Source organism: Marinomonas profundimaris (assembly GCF_000508165.1).
Lineage (GTDB): Bacteria > Pseudomonadota > Gammaproteobacteria > Pseudomonadales > Marinomonadaceae > Marinomonas > Marinomonas profundimaris.
Genome location: NZ_AYOZ01000060.1, coordinates 98,303 through 115,171, shown reverse-complemented (window position 1 = coordinate 115,171; position 16,869 = coordinate 98,303). Strand labels below are relative to the sequence as shown.

Here is a 16,869-nt window from a genome sequence, read left to right as displayed (position 1 = left end):
AAGGGCACAGGATGGATTTTCTATCTTCATTGGCAACACTGACTATTCATTGGGCGGCGTTGCTGTTCGTATTTATACTGTTTGTTGCTTTAATTTCGGTTGTCGTCATGTACTGGGTCGATACACACCAGACGACGCACACCATAAGACGAAACTACCCAGTCGTTGGGCGCTTTCGCTATCTTTTCGAACACCTAGGCGAGTTTTTCCGCCAGTACTTTTTTGCCATGGATCGAGAAGAGCTACCATTCAATCGAGCGGAGCGTTCATGGGCTTATCGTGCCGCCAAAAAAGTGGACACGACCATTGCTTTTGGCTCGACACGGTCCCTTGAAACACCGGGCGATATCTTCTTTTTAAACTGCGCATTTCCAACCTTAGACGAAGACGCGGCTCAGCCGAAAGAAGTGTGCATTGGCGAATACACAGCCAAAATTCCTTATCGAACGCAGTCTGTTGTGAATATTTCGGGCATGAGTTTTGGTGCATTGTCTAAACCTGCGGTTCAAGCCTTATCTAAAGGCGCGCGCAAAGCGGGTATTTGGATGAACACTGGCGAGGGCGGATTGTCGCCTTACCATCTTGAAGGTGGTTGTGATCTTGTGTTTCAGATCGGCACAGCAAAATATGGTGTGCGTAATCATGAAGGGCATTTGGACGATGCAAAATTAGTTAGCCTTGCTGAACATCAAAATGTGCGCATGTTTGAAATCAAAATGAGCCAAGGTGCGAAACCTGGAAAAGGCGGCATGCTACCAGGTGCAAAAGTCACCGAAGAGATCGCTCATACTCGAGGCATCCCTGTAGGCCAAGACTCTAATAGTCCCAATGGGCATACTGATATTAAATCCATCGATGATCTATTAAACATGGTTCACCATGTTCGTAAGGTCACGTCGAAGCCTGTTGGCTTTAAAATGGTGGTGGGTGACTTGATGTTTTTCGAAAAAATGTGTGAATTAATACACAAAAAAGGCATCGATTATTGCCCTGACTTTATTACCATTGACAGTTCAGATGGCGGAACCGGTGCAGCACCGCAGCCTTTGATGGATTACGTCGGTATGCATTTACGGGAAAGTTTACCCGCTGTCGTGAATGTTGTGACGGCTTATGGGCTACGTCGCTATATTAAAATTATTGCCTCAGGAAAATTGATTGTACCGGGTAAAGCTGCGTGGGCATTGAGTGCCGGTGCTGACTTTGTTGTTTCCGCGCGAGGCTTTCTGTTTTCCCTTGGCTGCATCCAAGCGTTGCAATGCAATAAAAACACTTGTCCTACCGGGATTACAACGCACAACCCTGATTTACAAAGAGGTTTGGTCGCGGCTGAGAAATCTGAGCGAGTGGCCAATTACGCAGAAGAACTGCTGCACGGGATTGGCATGATTGCACACTCTTGTGGTGTGAAAGAACCCAGAGAGTTAAACCGATCACACGTGCGTATTATTGAAAATCAAAGCCGCTCTCAACTGTTTTCTGATGTGAATCCAATGCCAAACATACGTCCAGAATACATAGACACGGTTGCTTTCCAAGACAGCGCCGTGTCTTTGGAAGATCGCATACAGTAAGCCGTCAATACGATAACAATAGAAATGGCTAGCGTGTATTTTCTATTGTTATTCTTTTTCCTAATACTAAGTATATTCGTCATCCGAATGACGAAGTATTTACTTTTTGGCGGTGTACTGTATTTTCTAGCCTCATAATCCTTGCTAGGAGTCTTTATGTCTGCTCTATTTCATTACGCCTTTCATGTGACCTCGTTAGAAGAAACTCGTGCTTTTTATACAAATATTTTGGGTTGTATTGAGGGGAGGAGTACGGAAACTTGGGTTGATTTTGACTTTTATGGGCATCAGTTGTCATTGCATTTGGGTGTGCCGAGTCCAACAACCAAAACCGGTAAAGTGGGAGACCATCTGGTTTCTATGCCGCATTTCGGGTTGATTTTGCCGCTGAACGAGTGGAATAAAGTAGCTCAACGTCTTACTGAGGCCAATGTTGTTTTTGAATTGCCGCCCAGCGTGCGCTTTGAAGACGAGCCAGGCGAACAATGGACCATGTTTTTTAAAGACCCAAGTGGCAATGCGATTGAATTAAAAGGGTTCAACAGTTTGTCTCAGGTGTATGAAAAATGATTCCTTTTGTGAGCCGAAGCGGTTCGTTTGAACAGGACGTTTGGATTAAAACGCTTTCCGATGTCATGCCGGGTGAAGACATTGTTCCGTTTGCTACGCTAACACAAGAACAGAAGCAGCAATGCGATGTCGCCATTGTTGCGAACCCGAACCCTCAGGATTTATTGGCGTTGCCTTCTTTAAAATGGGTTCACAGTCTTTGGGCGGGTGTTGAACGTATGATGAACGAGTTGTCTTCGCCGCCTTTTTCTATTGTAAGGTTAGTGGATCCTGATTTGGCCAGTACCATGTCAGAAGCGGTGTTATCGTGGACGCTGTTTTTGCATCGAGATATGCCAGTGTATGCGCAGCAACAAGCTCAACAAATATGGTCTCAGCGCCCAATGGTACGTGCTCAGGATCGCCGAATCGGTATTCTAGGCCTAGGTGCGTTAGGGCGTGTCAGTGCTCAGCGTTTGGCAAACAATGGTTTTTGTGTGGCGGGTTGGAGCCGCAATGCCAAAGAAATACAAGGCATTGAATGCTTTCATGGTGAGGATGGACTGACTTCATTGCTCATGCAAAGTGATATACTGGTTTGTTTATTGCCCTTAACGAAAGAGACAACAGGGTTACTTAATGCTCAAGCTTTGTCGCTTTTACCCGTTGGTGCCAGTCTGATCAACTTTGCTCGTGGCGCCGTTATTGATGAAGACGCCTTGCTTGAAAAGCTCGAACAAGAACACATTTCTCATGCCGTATTGGATGTTTTCACGCAGGAGCCATTGCCCATTCATCATGCGTTTTGGAAGCATGAATCCATTACGGTGTTACCGCATATATCAGCGCCCACTCATCCGATTAGTGCAAGTAAAATAGTGGCAGAAAATATTAAAATATTTCGATTAACAGGGACTATACCGCCATCCGTTGACCCAATTCGGGGTTATTGATTCAAAGAATAGATCCACTGTAATTTGTGTCTCATAAATCTAAAAAAAAGGAGCCCGCGATGCCTCATTGCATTCTTGAATACAGTCAAAATTTAGAACAAGAAGTGCCGCCAGCCGATCTATTGGAAGCCATAAAAAGCGCGTGTGTCGCGTCGGCTATTTTTTCACTGGACGATATTAAACTTCGTAGTTTTCCGTACAAAAGTTTTTTAACTGGCGGGCAAGAAGATGCGTTTATGCATGTGACCATCAGAATGCTGTCCGGCCGTACACAGGAGCAAAAAAAGCAATTATCTCATTTGATCTTGGAGGCATTAACACAATTTTCATTAACGGATGTTAGTCTCTCGGTTGAAATGTGCGATATGGACCGTGAGACCTACGCGAAAAAAGTGGTTCTTTCTCAATAATAATGACGATGTGTATCGTCAAAAAGGTTTTAAATGATGAAAGCCATTGCGTGCTTAATGTTACTGCTTCCGAGTTTGCTTTGGGCGCAGGACGAATCGGTTGAATTGAAAAATACCCCAGCAACCGATTCTGAAACAGTCCCCGTTGTTGACAGTAAGATTGAGGGGCAAGCTGATGGCACGGTTGAGGAAGTGAGTGAACCTTATTCTCCTGAAGAGCCAGAGGTACCGGAATCCATTGCTAAGCGCGCCAAAGAAGCAAATGGCTTGTTTCAACAAAGAGAAGACCGAGAAAAAGCGACGGCAAATAATCCATTTGTGATGACGCCACACAGACCCAATTATTTTTTGCCCATTGCTTATACGTCAAATCCGAATGATCGTGCTTTTTTAGGCGATGACAGTGATTCAGAAAGTTTGCAAAGTGTCGAATTCAAATTCCAGCTGAGCGTCAAATTCCCCGTTGCCTATGAGATTGTTGGGCGAAACAGCAGTTTATGGTTTGCCTATACTCAGCAGGCCTTCTGGCAAGCTTATAATAGCAATATCTCGGCGCCGTTTCGCGATACCAATCATGAACCGGAAGCGTTTATTGTGACCAAGCCCAAACACGGCTTTTTGGGCATAAAACCGAAATACGTGTCCTACGGATTTAATCATCAATCCAATGGTCAATCCGGGGATTTATCGCGTTCGTGGAATCGTTTTTACATGGATTTCATGTTTGAAGCCGGTGACACCGCTTTTTCTATTAAGCCGTGGTACCGAATTCATGAAAGCTCAAAAGTTGATGACAACCCGAATATTGAAGATTATTTTGGCTACGGTGAAGTGAATATCATCCATGTTATTGACGATTACAGCATCGATATTATGTTTCGAAATAATCTTAAATCGTCTGGTAATAGAGGTGCGATACAAGTGGGTTTCAATTTCCCTCTGTGGGGAAAAACACGGGGCTACGTTCAATATTTTAATGGTTACGGGCAATCGTTATTGGACTATAACCATCAGACTCAATCGCTTGGTATTGGTATAATGTTAACCAACTGGCTGTAGTCATAATCACTCATAATGGTGGATTGAAATCATACCGTCATTAAAGTGTCATGGTTTCGTCATTTTTTGCTTCTAAGGTGGGTATAAATCAAACCTAGGAGCTAAACCATGAAGTTGAAATTTTTACCTGTTGCAACAAGCTTAGTCGCGCTGACATTATTAACGGCCTGTGGCGGTGAAATGGTTAAAAAAGAGGGCGCGAAGCCGATGGCTGAAGCGGTATCTTTAAACAACGAAGATTTGTATGAAGTGCATCAAGAAGGCCGAATCTATATTTTTGATGATCGTGCTGTTTATGAGGACTTCCTACAAGTTGGTGAAACTTCATTTCGTAAAGTTCGTATTGGTGCTGGTCCAAAAGGAGAAACCATCGTCTTTGGCTTAACCAATGCGGATAAAAAGAAAATGTCTGGCGTGGCATCGGTTGATATGTACGATGGCACATTAGAAGCAGCTGATCCGTTTTACGGCGAAATGCGCATTGAAGGCCGCATTTATGTGTTTGGGTCTTTGGCCGAAATGAACGGTGCGCGTGTTGTGGGTGAAGTACCATTGCGTTATACCGACATTGGTTCTGGTCCAAAAGGCGAAACGGTTGTGTATGCTTTAAACAGCAGCAACAAAAAAGTGAAGCCTGAAGCCATGATCGAACGGTTCCACAAAATGAATGGCATGAAGTAATTACGCTTACTGATTTTTTGTTAAAAAAAACCTCACTTTTGTGAGGTTTTTTTTCGCCTAAATATTATCGAAGTGGCTGTCATTAAGTTGTCACCTAAGTGTCGCGGAACTGACATTTTACTGGTCTATGTTGAAAGTAAGACAAAACCAATGAGGTGATAGAATGAACATACTTCAAAATATCCATGCATTTGATGTACAAACTTTTTATTGGTGTATGGCGCGTAAACACAGAGTCAGTTTAACCAAGATAGGGCGTGCTATTTCGTTTTCAGCCGATGGTCCTTTGTATGCAGCCATTGCGGCTGTTGCTTGGTTTTCTGGCTTAGAAACATTGGTGTGGGTGTTGGCATTCGGTTTTTTGCTAGAACGTGCTGTGTACTTTGTTTTGAAGCGAGGCTTTAAGCGAAATCGCCCCGCGGAGGCCTTGGATGACTTTAGCAGTTTTATTATTCCATCCGATCAATTTTCATTTCCCTCTGGCCATACCTCTGGGGCTTTTTTTATTGCCTTTTGTTTGAGTGAATGGTTTCCCGCTTTCAACATGGTCTTGTACTTTTGGGCAGCCAATGTCGGTTTATCACGTATTTTTCTTGGTGTGCATTTTCCGACAGACACTGTGATTGGCGCTCTGTTAGGCAGTGCTTGTGCGGCCTTCGCAATCGGAGTGTTAATATGAAAATCCTTTATGGTGTTCAAGGCACGGGCAATGGCCACATTACACGAGCCAGAGCCATGGCAGCGGAGATGCATGCAGCCGGATTTGAGGTGGATTTTGTTTTTTCTGGCCGTCCACCAGAAGACTATTTCGATATGGCAGTGTTTGGTGAATATCGCACGTTTCAAGGCTTGAGCTTCGTGGCGCGAAACGGTCAGTTAGATTTGTATGCGACTTGTAAAAACGCCAATTTATTTACGCTCTATCGAGACATCCGAGCACTGGACACGCGTGGATACGACTTGGTCATCACCGACTTTGAGCCGATAGTTGCGTGGGCGGCAAAGCGTCAAGGTGTGCCTTGCATCGGTTTTGGCCATCAATACGCCTTTAAACATGATATTCCACGTTATAAAAAAAACGTCATTGCGCAATGGATTATGTCGAATTTTGCCCCCGCAGCAACACAGCTAGGAGCTCATTGGCATCACTTCGGTTACCCTATTTTGCCGCCACTGATTCATGCTCAGGAATTGAATAACGTGTCTGATTCTGAGCAGGTGTTGGTGTATTTGCCGTTTGAAAACAGTGAGGCGGTATTGGATTGGCTGGATGGCGTGCCTAATTATCGATTTCGCATGCATTGCAAAGACATTGAGCCGGGCGTGTATGGCAATGTGGAAGTTTTCCCATTTGGTCGGGAATTGTTCCAACAGAATTTAAGTGAATGTGAATCTGTTTTATGTAACGCTGGATTTGAATTGAATTCTGAAGCGCTGCAATTAGGGCGTCGTATATTGGCTAAACCGTTAAAAGGGCAAATAGAGCAGCATTCCAATGCCATTGCGCTGGATTTGTTGGGTATTGCAACAACGAGTGATGTTTTGAATTCGACGATTATTCAAGAGTGGTTGGAAACGAGCCGAGTGGTACAGATTTCTTATCCTAATGTAGCGCGTGCTGTGGTGGCTTGGTTGCAGTCCAGTAACGACACCAGTGTGACGGATTTGTGTGAGTCGTTGTGGCAGCAAACCCCCAATGTTCGTGGTATCGATTTTCAATACAATAAACCGTCAACGTCTGACAATGCGAAAAGCGTTACGGCCTAATCTTGGCCGTAACGCTGGTCATATCGTAGCGTGCCTGATTAGGCGTTTAAGGTCTTATTAAAGAATTGAATTGTACGCTCCCAAGCCAGCTCCGCGTTTTTTTCTTGGTAACGCGCGGTTGAATCATTATGGAAACCATGATTGGCGGTAGGGTAAACATAGGCGGTGTAATCGACCTTGTTTGCCTTGAGCACTTTTTCATACTCCGGCCAAGAATCGTTCACGCGTTTGTCTAGCTCCGCAAAATGCAATTGCAGCGGTGAGGTTATCTTATCAATGTTGGATTTGGCTGGCGTGCCATAATAAGGCGCACCGGCTTGAATCGTGTCTGGCATGTTTGCCACCAACGCATTCGTTAAATAGCCGCCGAAGCAGAACCCCACCATGCCGACTTTTCCTGTGCTAAAGGAATGATTTTTTAGCAAGATTGCCGCGTCCATGAAGTCGCCTTCAATTTTACTGCCGTCTAACGTTTTTTGCATGGCACGACCTTCGTCATCGTTGCCAGGATAACCGCCCAATGGGAAAAGCGCGTCGGGTGCGAAAGCGATAAATCCTGCTTTGGCCAAGCGTCGGGCCACATCTTCAATATACGGGTTAAGGCCACGGTTTTCGTGAGCGACAAGCACGGCTGGTGCTTTATTATTCATGTCGACACCTTTTGGTACGACCAAATAACCACGACCTTTACCATGGCCGTTTGGAGTATCAAATTCGACATAGCTGGCCATAATCTCAGGGTCATTAAAAGAAACTTGTTCTGCCAGCGCATAGTTTGGCGTTAATGCCCCGGCGATCACGGAAAGAGTCAAACCTGTAATGCTGAGCGTACCAAGGCGAGATAAAAACGTGCGGCGATCGATGTCGCCATGCGCGTATTCGTCATACCAGTCGAAGGCTTCTTGAGGGATGCTGTCGGCTGAAAATGATTTAGTGGTCGATTTTTCGGTTAATAAAGTCATTACAATTCCTTTTACATATCTAGCTGGTTTGAGTGAGTAGCGCATTGTTTAGAACTCAACAATGAAAGGTGGTTCAATAGAAGTGTATAAAAAATGCACTGGAGAACGATAATTGATCTTTTTTATCAGAAGGTGCGTATTAACGTTAGCAGAAAAGCAAGATACGTCTTGATAGAATGGTGTATTTTTATCTGCGTGAAGACGATAACTCAGTAGGAACGGATATGAATGATGCGTAAAATGCCGATTATTATTACGGGCGGAGCTCAACGCCTTGGACTTGCTTGTGCAAAGTCGTTGGTCGCGCAAGGGTACCGCGTGATAATTACTTATCGGCGTGAACGAAAAGACCTCGCCGAGTTGGAAGCACAGGGTATTACTTGTGTACAAGCTGACTTTTCAACGTCATCGGGTGTGGATGCGTTTATCGATAAGATACGGACAGAATATTCCGCACTAGGAGGCATTATCCATAATGCGTCGGAATGGGAGTCTGAAGAAAGTAGCGCGGATACCGCGATATTAATGGAAAAAATGTGGCAAGTGCATGTATTTGCACCCTATCGTATAAATCTCGCCTTCGAAGGATTATTATGTGCAGGATCTGAGCGAGATGGGCAGTCAGATATCATTCACATGACGGATTACGTGGTTGAAAAGGGCAGTGATAAACACATCGCCTATGCTTCTAGTAAAGCGGGCTTGGCTAATTTAACGTGCTCGTTTGCCAAACGATTTGCGCCTAAAATTAAAGTCAATGCGATCGCGCCATCACTGTTGATGTTTAACGACAGTGACGACGAAGAATACCGCGCTAATGCCCTGAATAAGTCTTTGCTGCACAAGGTGCCAGGAGAGCAAGAAGGTGTGCTAGCGGTAAAGTACATATTAGACAGTCAATATATGACAGGTCGAACCTTATCACTGGATGGCGGCCGACATTTGGTTTGATAAGGTCAAGCAACTTAGGATGAAAATATGAAAGCTAATGCAGCTGAACTAAATAGTGTAAATCGTTTTGAGATGTCTGAAGAAGCGATCAAGGTACGTCAGGCTCTAATCGACAGCGGCTTAGAAACCCCTATGATTGATAATGGTCTGACCAGCGAAGAAAAATACCAGCGTATTAAGAGTGCATTTACAGAGGTGGTTTCGACGCTGGGGTTAGATTTAACCGATGACAGTCTGGCAGAAACGCCTCATCGTATTGCTAAAATGTACGTGAAAGAAATTTTCTCTGGTTTGGATTACGGGCAGTTTCCAAAAATTACCGTTATTGAAAACAAAATGAAAGTCGATGAAATGGTGAAAGTGAGCGACATTAGCTTTACCAGTACATGTGAGCATCATTTTGTCACCATCGATGGATTGGCAAAAGTCGCTTATTTGCCAAAAACAAAAATTATCGGCTTGTCGAAAATTAATCGTATCGTGCGATTTTTCGCCCAACGTCCTCAAGTGCAAGAACGTCTGACTCAGCAAATACTCGTGACGTTACAAGCCTTGCTGGAAACCGACAATGTGGCGGTGAGCATCAGTGCCGTGCATTATTGTGTGAAAGCGCGAGGCGTTATGGACGCGAGCTCTTCAACACAAACTACCGCGTTGGGTGGGTTGTTTAAGCGCAGTGACAAAACTCGCAGCGAATTCCTAGCAAGATAACGCTTTGTTATAAAAGTAGCATGACAATGTTTGATGAAAAAGAGCCTACTGTTGAAGGCTCTTTTTTTATGCAATGAATTCAGGCAAAGTGACGCAGCGTATTCGATGATCCGGTTTTGAGGTTTTACAGAGGTTGTATAAGAAATGACAGACAAAAAAACAGTGTGGTTCCCCGCCAAAAAGAATGGTTGGGGATGGGGAAAACCAACGGCTTGGCAAGGTTGGTTTGTGCAAATGCTTTATTTGCTGGCAATTGGATGCATCAGCTTTTTGGTGGATCCAAAAGTTGAGTTGTTAACATGGATTCTACTGGTGTCTATTAGCACGCTCATTTTGTTGGCGATCTATTACGTGAAAGGCGACGCGCCTAGCTGGAAATGGAAACCGATTGAAAAAGAAAAGCGTCGATTGTTTAAGTGAAATGAAGAGACGTTAAGTCGATTTAAAGATTTTATTCACGGACTGAATGCGCTCAAATAATAAAAAAACATGAATAAGGATATGAGAGTGCGTACATCAGGCGTGTTGCTATTTATTGCCTATTTAGGGTTCATTAGTTTGGGCTTGCCCGATGCCGCTCATGGTATTAATTGGCCGTTTGTTCGTACAGAGTTTGCTGTTCCAACTGGCTGGTTAGGCTTGGTTATCGCGGGCGGCGGAATCGGTTATTTGATGTCGAGCTTTTCGGTCGGTTATCTGTTATCTCGTTTTGGTGTTGGTTGGCTTTTGGTGGTCAGTAGCCTTTTAGTCAGCCTCGGTCTATTCGGCTTTTATTTCAGCGCCAGCTTTATTGTGTTTGTTTTGTTTGCCATCGTCATTGGTATGGGATCTGGTGCGATAGACGCTGGATTGAATGCGTACGCTGCTGAACACTTTTCGACGAAACATATGAATTGGCTGCACGCGGCGTTTGGTGTTGGTGCGACCGCGGGCCCCATTATTGTCACCACCGTATTGGTAAGCTTCTCCCAAAACTGGCGTTTAGGTTATGTGGTTCTCGCCGTCATCCTGTTTGTGATGGCAATGGTGTTTTTGTTTAGCCGACACTTATGGGAAAGCGATAAACACGCACCGAAAAAACCAGCAGAGCATCTCGAAGACACGACAATCGTTTCTCAACGTCAAGCCCTCAAACATCCTGTTATTCGATTTCAAATATTGTTCTTTTTCTTATATTCAGGCGTGGAAGTTGGGGTCGGACAATGGGCGTTTACGGTGATGACAGAATCTCGCGGTATCTCATTGGCCAGTGCGGGAACGTGGGTCGCTGTGTATTGGGGAATGTTGGCGTTCGGTCGTGCGGTGTTTGGGTTCTTGGTTGAGCGCTTTTCTGTTGATCAATTATTGCGTCTTTGCTTGGCGGGTGTTGTTCTCGGCGCGCTGTTCTTTACGACCAGTGTAACGCCTTATGCCAGTTATTTTGGTTTGGCACTCATGGGCTTTTGTTCTGCGCCCATTTTTCCTTGTATGATTTCTCAAACGGCGACGCGTGTTGGTAAAAAATACTCGGCGCACGCGGTGGGTTTTCAAATGAGTGCGGCGGTGACAGGCGCCATGACGTTACCATTTTTAAGTGGTTTGGTCGGTGGACATTATGGTTTGACCTCATTGAGTCTCACCTTTTTATTGTACGCGATTTTGTTATTTGGTCTTTTTCAACTTATTTTAACGCGAGCAAAATAGATCGAGTGTTTCGATCTATTTTTAATTCACGAGTTAATCGTGTTCTTTATCCAATGTTTGTTTGTGCAATAGTGTCGGAAATAAATACATCCAAATACCCACCACGGCAATGGTTCCAACTCCGCCAATGACAATCGCTGGAACCACGCCAAACCAAGCGGCGGTCACGCCAGATTCAAACTCCCCCAATTGATTCGAGCTGCCAATAAAGACGGAATTGGCGGCACTGACGCGTCCGCGCATTTCGTCGGGTGTTTCCAATTGCACAAGCGTAGAGCGAATCACGACGCTGATCATGTCTGATGACCCGAGTAAAATTAGCGCGAACATGGATAAAATAAGGCTGTCGGATAAACCGAATAGAATGGTCGCTACACCAAATACAGCGACCGCCATAAACATGATTTTGCCAACACTGTGGGTTAAAGGGTGACGGGCTAAATAGATGGACATTAGCAAGGCGCCGAGCGCAGGCGCACAACGTAATAATCCTAATCCCCAGGGTCCGGTTTGAAGAATGTCTTTTGCCACAATCGGTAATAGTGCGGTGGCGCCGCCCAATAAAACCGCAAACATGTCCAATGAAACTGAACCGAGTATGACTTTGTTGCCTCGAATAAAGGTTAATCCGCCGAATAAATGCTCGATGCTAATCGGCGATTTTGTCTTAACGGTAAAGTTATAACGTAAAAACAGCAGAATGCCACAGGACACTAAGAAGCAACTCATACTGGATAGATACAATATTGAGGGGCCTAAAAGATAAATTAAGCCGCCAAGAGCAGGGCCGGCGATAACCGAAATTTCTCGTGCTGAGGCAATCGCGCTGACGGCGCGAGACAATAGTTCGCTGGGAATAAGGTTGGGCAATATGGCTTGGTTGGCTGGCATTTCAAATGCCCTCGCGGTGCCTAACAAGGCCGCACAGAGGTAAATCATATTGGCGGAAATGCTCGCCGTCATATTGCCATAAGCGAGAATACCAACGGTCGCCGCCATGGTGAAGCGAGTGCAGATGCAAATGAGACGGCGATTGTAGCGATCTGCAACATGCCCTACGACTAAGGTTAATAACAATTGCGGTAAAAATTGACACAAACCGACCAAACCTAATGCCATCGGGCTGTTGGTTAAATCGTACATTTGCCAGCCAATGCCGACACTCAACATTTGAAATGCAAACGATGACGCTATTTGCCCAATCCAGAAGTGAACGAAATTAGGGTGTTTGAAAAGTGGCTGCATGGCTTCCTGCGATACGGTTGTTTTTATTTCAAAAAGGATAGGCGCAAAATACTAATGTATTTTCAGTGCGTTGTGTCGTTATTCAACGCATTAGAATATAGCCAAATGTTTAAAAATTGTGGATGTTTTCTGTGACGATGGGTTTTGGCTTTGAATGGGCGAATTTGAATCACACAGAATCAGAAAGCATGCAAAGATTGTGTTAGTTTATCCTCATCATTTATCAGGACGATAAATAGCCCTCTTTTCATTGGTGAATCTGTATCGCAGGTTTGCTTGAAAGGTTCTGCTATGTGGCAGACAGAACTGCATATTGAAGGTCAAGGATCTACACATTGATAAACTCAGATACTTATTCATCATTCCATGAACGCTTGTCTCGCTGGTTGCTGCTGTTTTGCTTAGTTGCCGTGGGTATAGGCCAATCTTTTATTTTTACGTCTTTGCCGCCGATTGGTCGTGAGATTGGTTTGGCGGACGTACGCATCAGTACACTTATTACTGTGGGCGCTGCCACGTTTGTTGTTGCCGCTTTTCTTTGGGGCGGTATTATCAATCGTATTGGTCGCGTGCGTTCTGTGATTATTGGTATGAGCTGCTACGCGGTGACAATCGCCATGACGGGGTTTGTTCTACAGGAAGCCTTGGCAAAGCACTTGTCCGCTGAGCAAACCTATTATCTGGTGTTTGCGTTGCGTATTGTCTTCTCGCTTGGTCTAGCGGGTGTGTTGCCTTCTATTCAGACGTATTTGATTGCGCATACGGATATAAAACATCGCAGTTCAACCATAGCGATGATTGGCGCTTCTTTTAGTATTGGTATGATTTTAGGGCCAGCGTTTGCGTCGTTATTGAGCAGTTTAGGGCTCACCGCGCCGTTTTATATTATTGCTTTTTTAGCAGGCTGTGCGGCGTTGCTTGTTGTGTTGTTTGTTAAAGACAAAAAACACGTTCGTCAATTCGAGAAGCCTCCTGCAATCAATTGGCTGAAAGAACCGGTGATGCCATTTTTGGGCATGTCGACGTTGGCGATCTTATCGGTCACGGGTGTTCAACAAATTATGGGCTTTTTAATTCAAGATAGATTCCAGCTGGATGTAGCGCAAACAACCCATCAGCTGGGGTTTGCCATGATGACGATGTCTTGCTTCAGTATTTTGGTGCAAATGATCCTTGTGCCTAGATTTCAATTGGGTGTGGTTACCTTGATTTTCTCGGGTGTTGGCATGGGCGTGCTGGCTCAACTCGCTTTTATCTTCTTGGATTCTTATGTGGGCGTTTTGTTCGCCATGGGGTTGTTTGGGGCGGGTTTTGGGTTCTTATTTCCTGGTATCGTCACGGCGCAAACGTTGTTGGTAAAAGACGATCAGCAAAGTCGTTTGGCCAGTATGAATGCGTCTATGCAAGGACTTGGCGCTGCATTAGGTCCGGTGACGCTGGCTTCTTTGTATCAGCTCGGGCAATTGGTGCCTTTCCTAGGGTTAACGTTAGCCCTTGTCTTTATGTTGGGTGTTTTTGTTTACTGTAAATCGAAATTAACGCACGTCTTCTAACGTTTCTTCTCTTAAGAATTGAGTTTAGCTTGAGTCACTTGTCGCGGCGAAATACCAAAATGCTGGTGGAAGCGTCGACTGAAGTGACTCAGGCTCAGATAGCCTAATTCATAACTCACTTCGGTGACCGAGCACTTTTCTTGCAAACGCTGATAAGCTCGGCTCATCCTGCGTTGATGTTGATATTCCACTGGCGTACAGCCTAATTGGCGCTTAAAGCTCTCATAAAAACGACTGCGACTCATGCACGCCGTTTTTGCCAGAAGGTTAATGTCCAATGGCAGAGCCAGATGCTGTTCAATCCAATGAATGACAGACGTTAAACCACTTGCATCCGGTGTGTCTTGGCTGAATCGCAACAGTGCGTCTCGGCCATGGTGTCTGAGTATTCGTGTGACCAATTCACTGACGCCAAAATCGACCAATAAATCTCGATCAGGATCATTTTGTACAAATTCGCTGGTCAGTCGGTCAAGCAATTGTTGAGTGGCTTGTGTGTGCAAAGTATGAAGGTGTTGGCTTGGATCCAGGGTCACGTTTGAAGGCAACGCTTTGATCATGATGTCATTCATGCGGTCACAAATTTGTGCGACCCTTTCTTTTGAGATAGCGATGGTTAAACACGTGGTCGGGCGGTTGTGCTGGGCTTCGGGGAAATCGATAAATACTTCTTCATCCGGCGCGAGAATAAACGACTCGTGAGGCAGGAATGGAATGTTGTTGTGTTCTTTGGTGTGCATGACTTTGGCGCCCGTCACCATACCGCAATACAGCAGAGAGTCGGCTTTTAAGCTGACTTTTTTGGCCTGTTCATAGGTATCGTAAATACTGAGTTCCGAGTGCGGACCCGCAAAGCAGACACGGTTTTCCACCAGTTGGGTAGGCGAGCGTTTTTGCTCAAGCAATGTTTTTTCAGTGGAGGCAGAGCGGTTCATTTACACACCTCTTTTATCTTGATTTTTTATTTTAATTGTACAGCGTGGTGCATTGTCCTGACCCTCATCATCACTCTTGAACCTTTTTGGGTCAATACCCCGCTGAGAATAGAAATGGATCACCGGACAAGTTTCATGGACTGACAGGCAAGTTTTCTTCTCACATTGTTTCTACTCTTAGGTTCGAGGTTAGAACTAAGGTTAAGACCTGACATAAAAACAACAATAATGGAGACAATTTATGATCTACGCCCAACCTGGTACGAATGGTAGCCTTGTTACATTTGACGCTGAGTACGGTAACTTTATCGGTGGCGAATGGGTGGCACCGGTTAAAGGTCAATACTTTGATAATATTAGTCCTGTCAATGGCAAAGTATTTTGCCGCATTCCTCGTTCAACAGAAGAAGACATTAATTTAGCGCTGGATGCCGCGCATGCCGCTCGTGTGGCATGGGGCAAAACATCCGTGACCAACCGTTCCAATATCCTGTTAAAAATTGCCGATAGAATCGAGCAAAATTTAGAAGCCCTAGCGGTGGCAGAAACATGGGACAACGGCAAAGCGGTGCGAGAAACCTTAAATGCCGACATTCCTTTGGCGGCAGATCACTTTCGATATTTTGCTGGTTGCTTACGAGCGCAAGAAGGCAGCACGGCTGAGCTGGACGAACACACGGTCGCGTACCATTTTCATGAGCCACTGGGGGTGGTTGGTCAAATCATTCCTTGGAACTTTCCAATCTTAATGGCGGCATGGAAACTGGCGCCAGCGTTAGCGGCAGGTAACTGTGTAGTATTAAAACCCGCTGAGCAAACGCCTGCCTCCATTCTGGAATTGATTAAAGTCATCCAAGATTTATTGCCACCTGGTGTGCTGAATATTGTGAATGGTTATGGTAAAGAAGCCGGAGAAGCATTGGCAACCAGTAAGCGTATTGCAAAAATTGCTTTTACCGGTTCAACGCCGGTTGGCTCACACATTCTAAAATGCGCGGCGGAAAATATTATTCCGTCTACGGTTGAGTTGGGCGGTAAATCGCCAAACATCTATTTTGCCGATGTCATGAAGCACGAAAAAGAATTTGTCAGTAAGTGCGTAGAAGGCTTGGTGCTGGCGTTCTTTAATCAAGGGGAAGTCTGTACTTGTCCTTCACGAGCCTTGGTTCATGAATCCATCTATGACGAATTCATGGCGTTGGTGATTGAGCGAACCAAAATGATTAAGCGTGGTAACCCACTGGATACTGACGTGCAAGTTGGTGCTCAGGCATCGAAACAGCAATATGAAAAAATACTAAGCTACATCGATATCGGCAAAAACGAAGGCGCCGAATTGCTCATTGGTGGTGGCATTGAATCGATTGATGGTTTGGATGAAGGTTTTTATGTTCAACCGACCTTGTTCAAAGGGTCGAATGAGATGCGTATTTTCCAAGAAGAAATATTTGGTCCTGTCGTCAGTGTGACCACGTTCAAAGACGAAGCTGAAGCGTTGGCGATTGCCAATGACAGCGAGTTTGGCCTTGGTGCGGGTGTGTGGACTCGAGACACAAACCTTGCTTATCGCATGGGGCGTAACCTAGAAGCGGGTCGCGTATGGATGAACTGTTATCACCAGTATCCTGCTCATTCTGCGTTTGGCGGTTATAAAAAATCGGGTGTTGGTCGTGAGACGCATAAAATAGCGTTAGAGCATTATCAACAAACGAAGAACATGTTGGTCAGCTACGATGTGAATCCGCTCGGCTTCTTCTAATCTGTTTTACCCAATACTAAATAGAGTATTGGGTAGCAGAATGAAAGATCACTGATGGAAAAATAAAAAATCCCCAT

General features: G+C 45.0%; 17 protein-coding genes. 14 read left to right on the top strand and 3 right to left on the bottom strand.

Going from position 1 to position 16,869, the window contains the following annotated elements; translation table 11 throughout:
• Positions 1-11: 11 nt before the first annotated feature.
• The 8 genes from D104_RS34855 (at position 12) to D104_RS34820 (ending at position 6,993) form a co-directional block, all read left to right on the top strand.
• Positions 12-1,574, top strand: coding sequence for an FMN-binding glutamate synthase family protein (locus D104_RS34855; RefSeq protein WP_024025309.1), 1,563 nt, complete (start codon positions 12-14; stop codon positions 1,572-1,574).
• Positions 1,575-1,730: 156 nt separating this feature from the next.
• On the top strand, positions 1,731-2,144 hold the full coding sequence (locus D104_RS34850; RefSeq protein ID WP_024025308.1) for a VOC family protein: 414 nt from the start codon (positions 1,731-1,733) through the stop codon (positions 2,142-2,144).
• Positions 2,141-3,076 (top strand): 2-hydroxyacid dehydrogenase, encoded by a 936-nt coding sequence (locus D104_RS34845; protein ID WP_024025307.1) that lies wholly within the window; start codon positions 2,141-2,143, stop codon positions 3,074-3,076. Before D104_RS34850 ends, D104_RS34845 begins: the two co-directional genes overlap by 4 nt.
• A 59-nt stretch (positions 3,077-3,135) precedes the next feature.
• Positions 3,136-3,486: a 5-carboxymethyl-2-hydroxymuconate Delta-isomerase gene (locus D104_RS34840; protein ID WP_024025306.1), complete on the top strand. Its 351-nt coding sequence runs from the start codon at positions 3,136-3,138 to the stop codon at positions 3,484-3,486.
• A gap of 33 nt (positions 3,487-3,519) precedes the next feature.
• Entirely contained in the window at positions 3,520-4,545 is a 1,026-nt protein-coding gene (locus tag D104_RS34835) for a phospholipase A (protein ID WP_235075961.1), read from the top strand.
• 108 nt (positions 4,546-4,653) lie between these two features.
• The gene (locus D104_RS34830; protein WP_024025304.1) at positions 4,654-5,226 is read left to right on the top strand and encodes a hypothetical protein; all 573 of its coding nucleotides are present in this window, start codon (positions 4,654-4,656) and stop codon (positions 5,224-5,226) included.
• Positions 5,227-5,389: 163 nt separating this feature from the next.
• Positions 5,390-5,905, top strand: a complete 516-nt coding sequence (locus D104_RS34825; RefSeq protein ID WP_024025303.1) for a phosphatase PAP2 family protein — start codon at positions 5,390-5,392, stop codon at positions 5,903-5,905.
• Positions 5,902-6,993, top strand: a complete 1,092-nt coding sequence (locus D104_RS34820) for an MJ1255/VC2487 family glycosyltransferase (protein ID WP_024025302.1) — start codon at positions 5,902-5,904, stop codon at positions 6,991-6,993. The genes D104_RS34825 and D104_RS34820 overlap by 4 nt, the downstream gene beginning before the upstream one ends.
• 38 nt (positions 6,994-7,031) lie before the next feature.
• Here the strand turns inward: D104_RS34820 and D104_RS34815 are convergent, their stop codons facing one another.
• On the bottom strand, positions 7,032-7,955 hold the full coding sequence (locus D104_RS34815) for a dienelactone hydrolase family protein (protein ID WP_024025301.1): 924 nt from the start codon (positions 7,953-7,955) through the stop codon (positions 7,032-7,034).
• 228 nt (positions 7,956-8,183) lie between these two features.
• On the opposite strand from D104_RS34815, the gene folM reads away from it, so the two are divergent.
• From folM to D104_RS34795, 4 genes are all read left to right on the top strand, one after another.
• Complete coding sequence (gene folM, locus D104_RS34810) at positions 8,184-8,906, top strand: dihydromonapterin reductase (RefSeq protein ID WP_024025300.1); 723 nt, start codon at positions 8,184-8,186, stop codon at positions 8,904-8,906.
• Between the two features lie 27 nt (positions 8,907-8,933).
• Positions 8,934-9,617: a GTP cyclohydrolase I FolE gene (gene folE, locus D104_RS34805; RefSeq protein ID WP_024025299.1), complete on the top strand. Its 684-nt coding sequence runs from the start codon at positions 8,934-8,936 to the stop codon at positions 9,615-9,617.
• A gap of 144 nt (positions 9,618-9,761) precedes the next feature.
• A complete protein-coding gene (locus tag D104_RS34800) occupies positions 9,762-10,037 on the top strand; it encodes a hypothetical protein (protein WP_024025298.1) in 276 nt (91 codons plus the stop codon).
• A gap of 87 nt (positions 10,038-10,124) precedes the next feature.
• Positions 10,125-11,300, top strand: a complete 1,176-nt coding sequence (locus D104_RS34795; RefSeq protein WP_051997777.1) for an MFS transporter — start codon at positions 10,125-10,127, stop codon at positions 11,298-11,300.
• Between the two features lie 33 nt (positions 11,301-11,333).
• On the opposite strand, the gene D104_RS34790 is transcribed toward D104_RS34795, so the two are convergent.
• Positions 11,334-12,545 carry an MFS transporter gene (locus tag D104_RS34790; protein ID WP_024025296.1) on the bottom strand — a complete coding sequence of 404 codons (1,212 nt, stop codon included), beginning with the start codon at positions 12,543-12,545 and terminating at the stop codon, positions 11,334-11,336.
• A gap of 335 nt (positions 12,546-12,880) precedes the next feature.
• Between D104_RS34790 and D104_RS34785 the strand changes: the two genes are divergently transcribed.
• On the top strand, positions 12,881-14,098 hold the full coding sequence (locus D104_RS34785; RefSeq protein WP_024025295.1) for an MFS transporter: 1,218 nt from the start codon (positions 12,881-12,883) through the stop codon (positions 14,096-14,098).
• An 11-nt stretch (positions 14,099-14,109) separates the two neighbouring features.
• Here the strand turns inward: D104_RS34785 and D104_RS34780 are convergent, their stop codons facing one another.
• Positions 14,110-15,033 carry a helix-turn-helix domain-containing protein gene (locus tag D104_RS34780; RefSeq protein ID WP_024025294.1) on the bottom strand — a complete coding sequence of 308 codons (924 nt, stop codon included), beginning with the start codon at positions 15,031-15,033 and terminating at the stop codon, positions 14,110-14,112.
• Between the two features lie 241 nt (positions 15,034-15,274).
• On the opposite strand from D104_RS34780, the gene exaC reads away from it, so the two are divergent.
• The gene (gene exaC, locus D104_RS34775) at positions 15,275-16,792 is read left to right on the top strand and encodes an acetaldehyde dehydrogenase ExaC (protein WP_024025293.1); all 1,518 of its coding nucleotides are present in this window, start codon (positions 15,275-15,277) and stop codon (positions 16,790-16,792) included.
• The last annotated feature ends 77 nt before the right edge of the window (positions 16,793-16,869 follow it).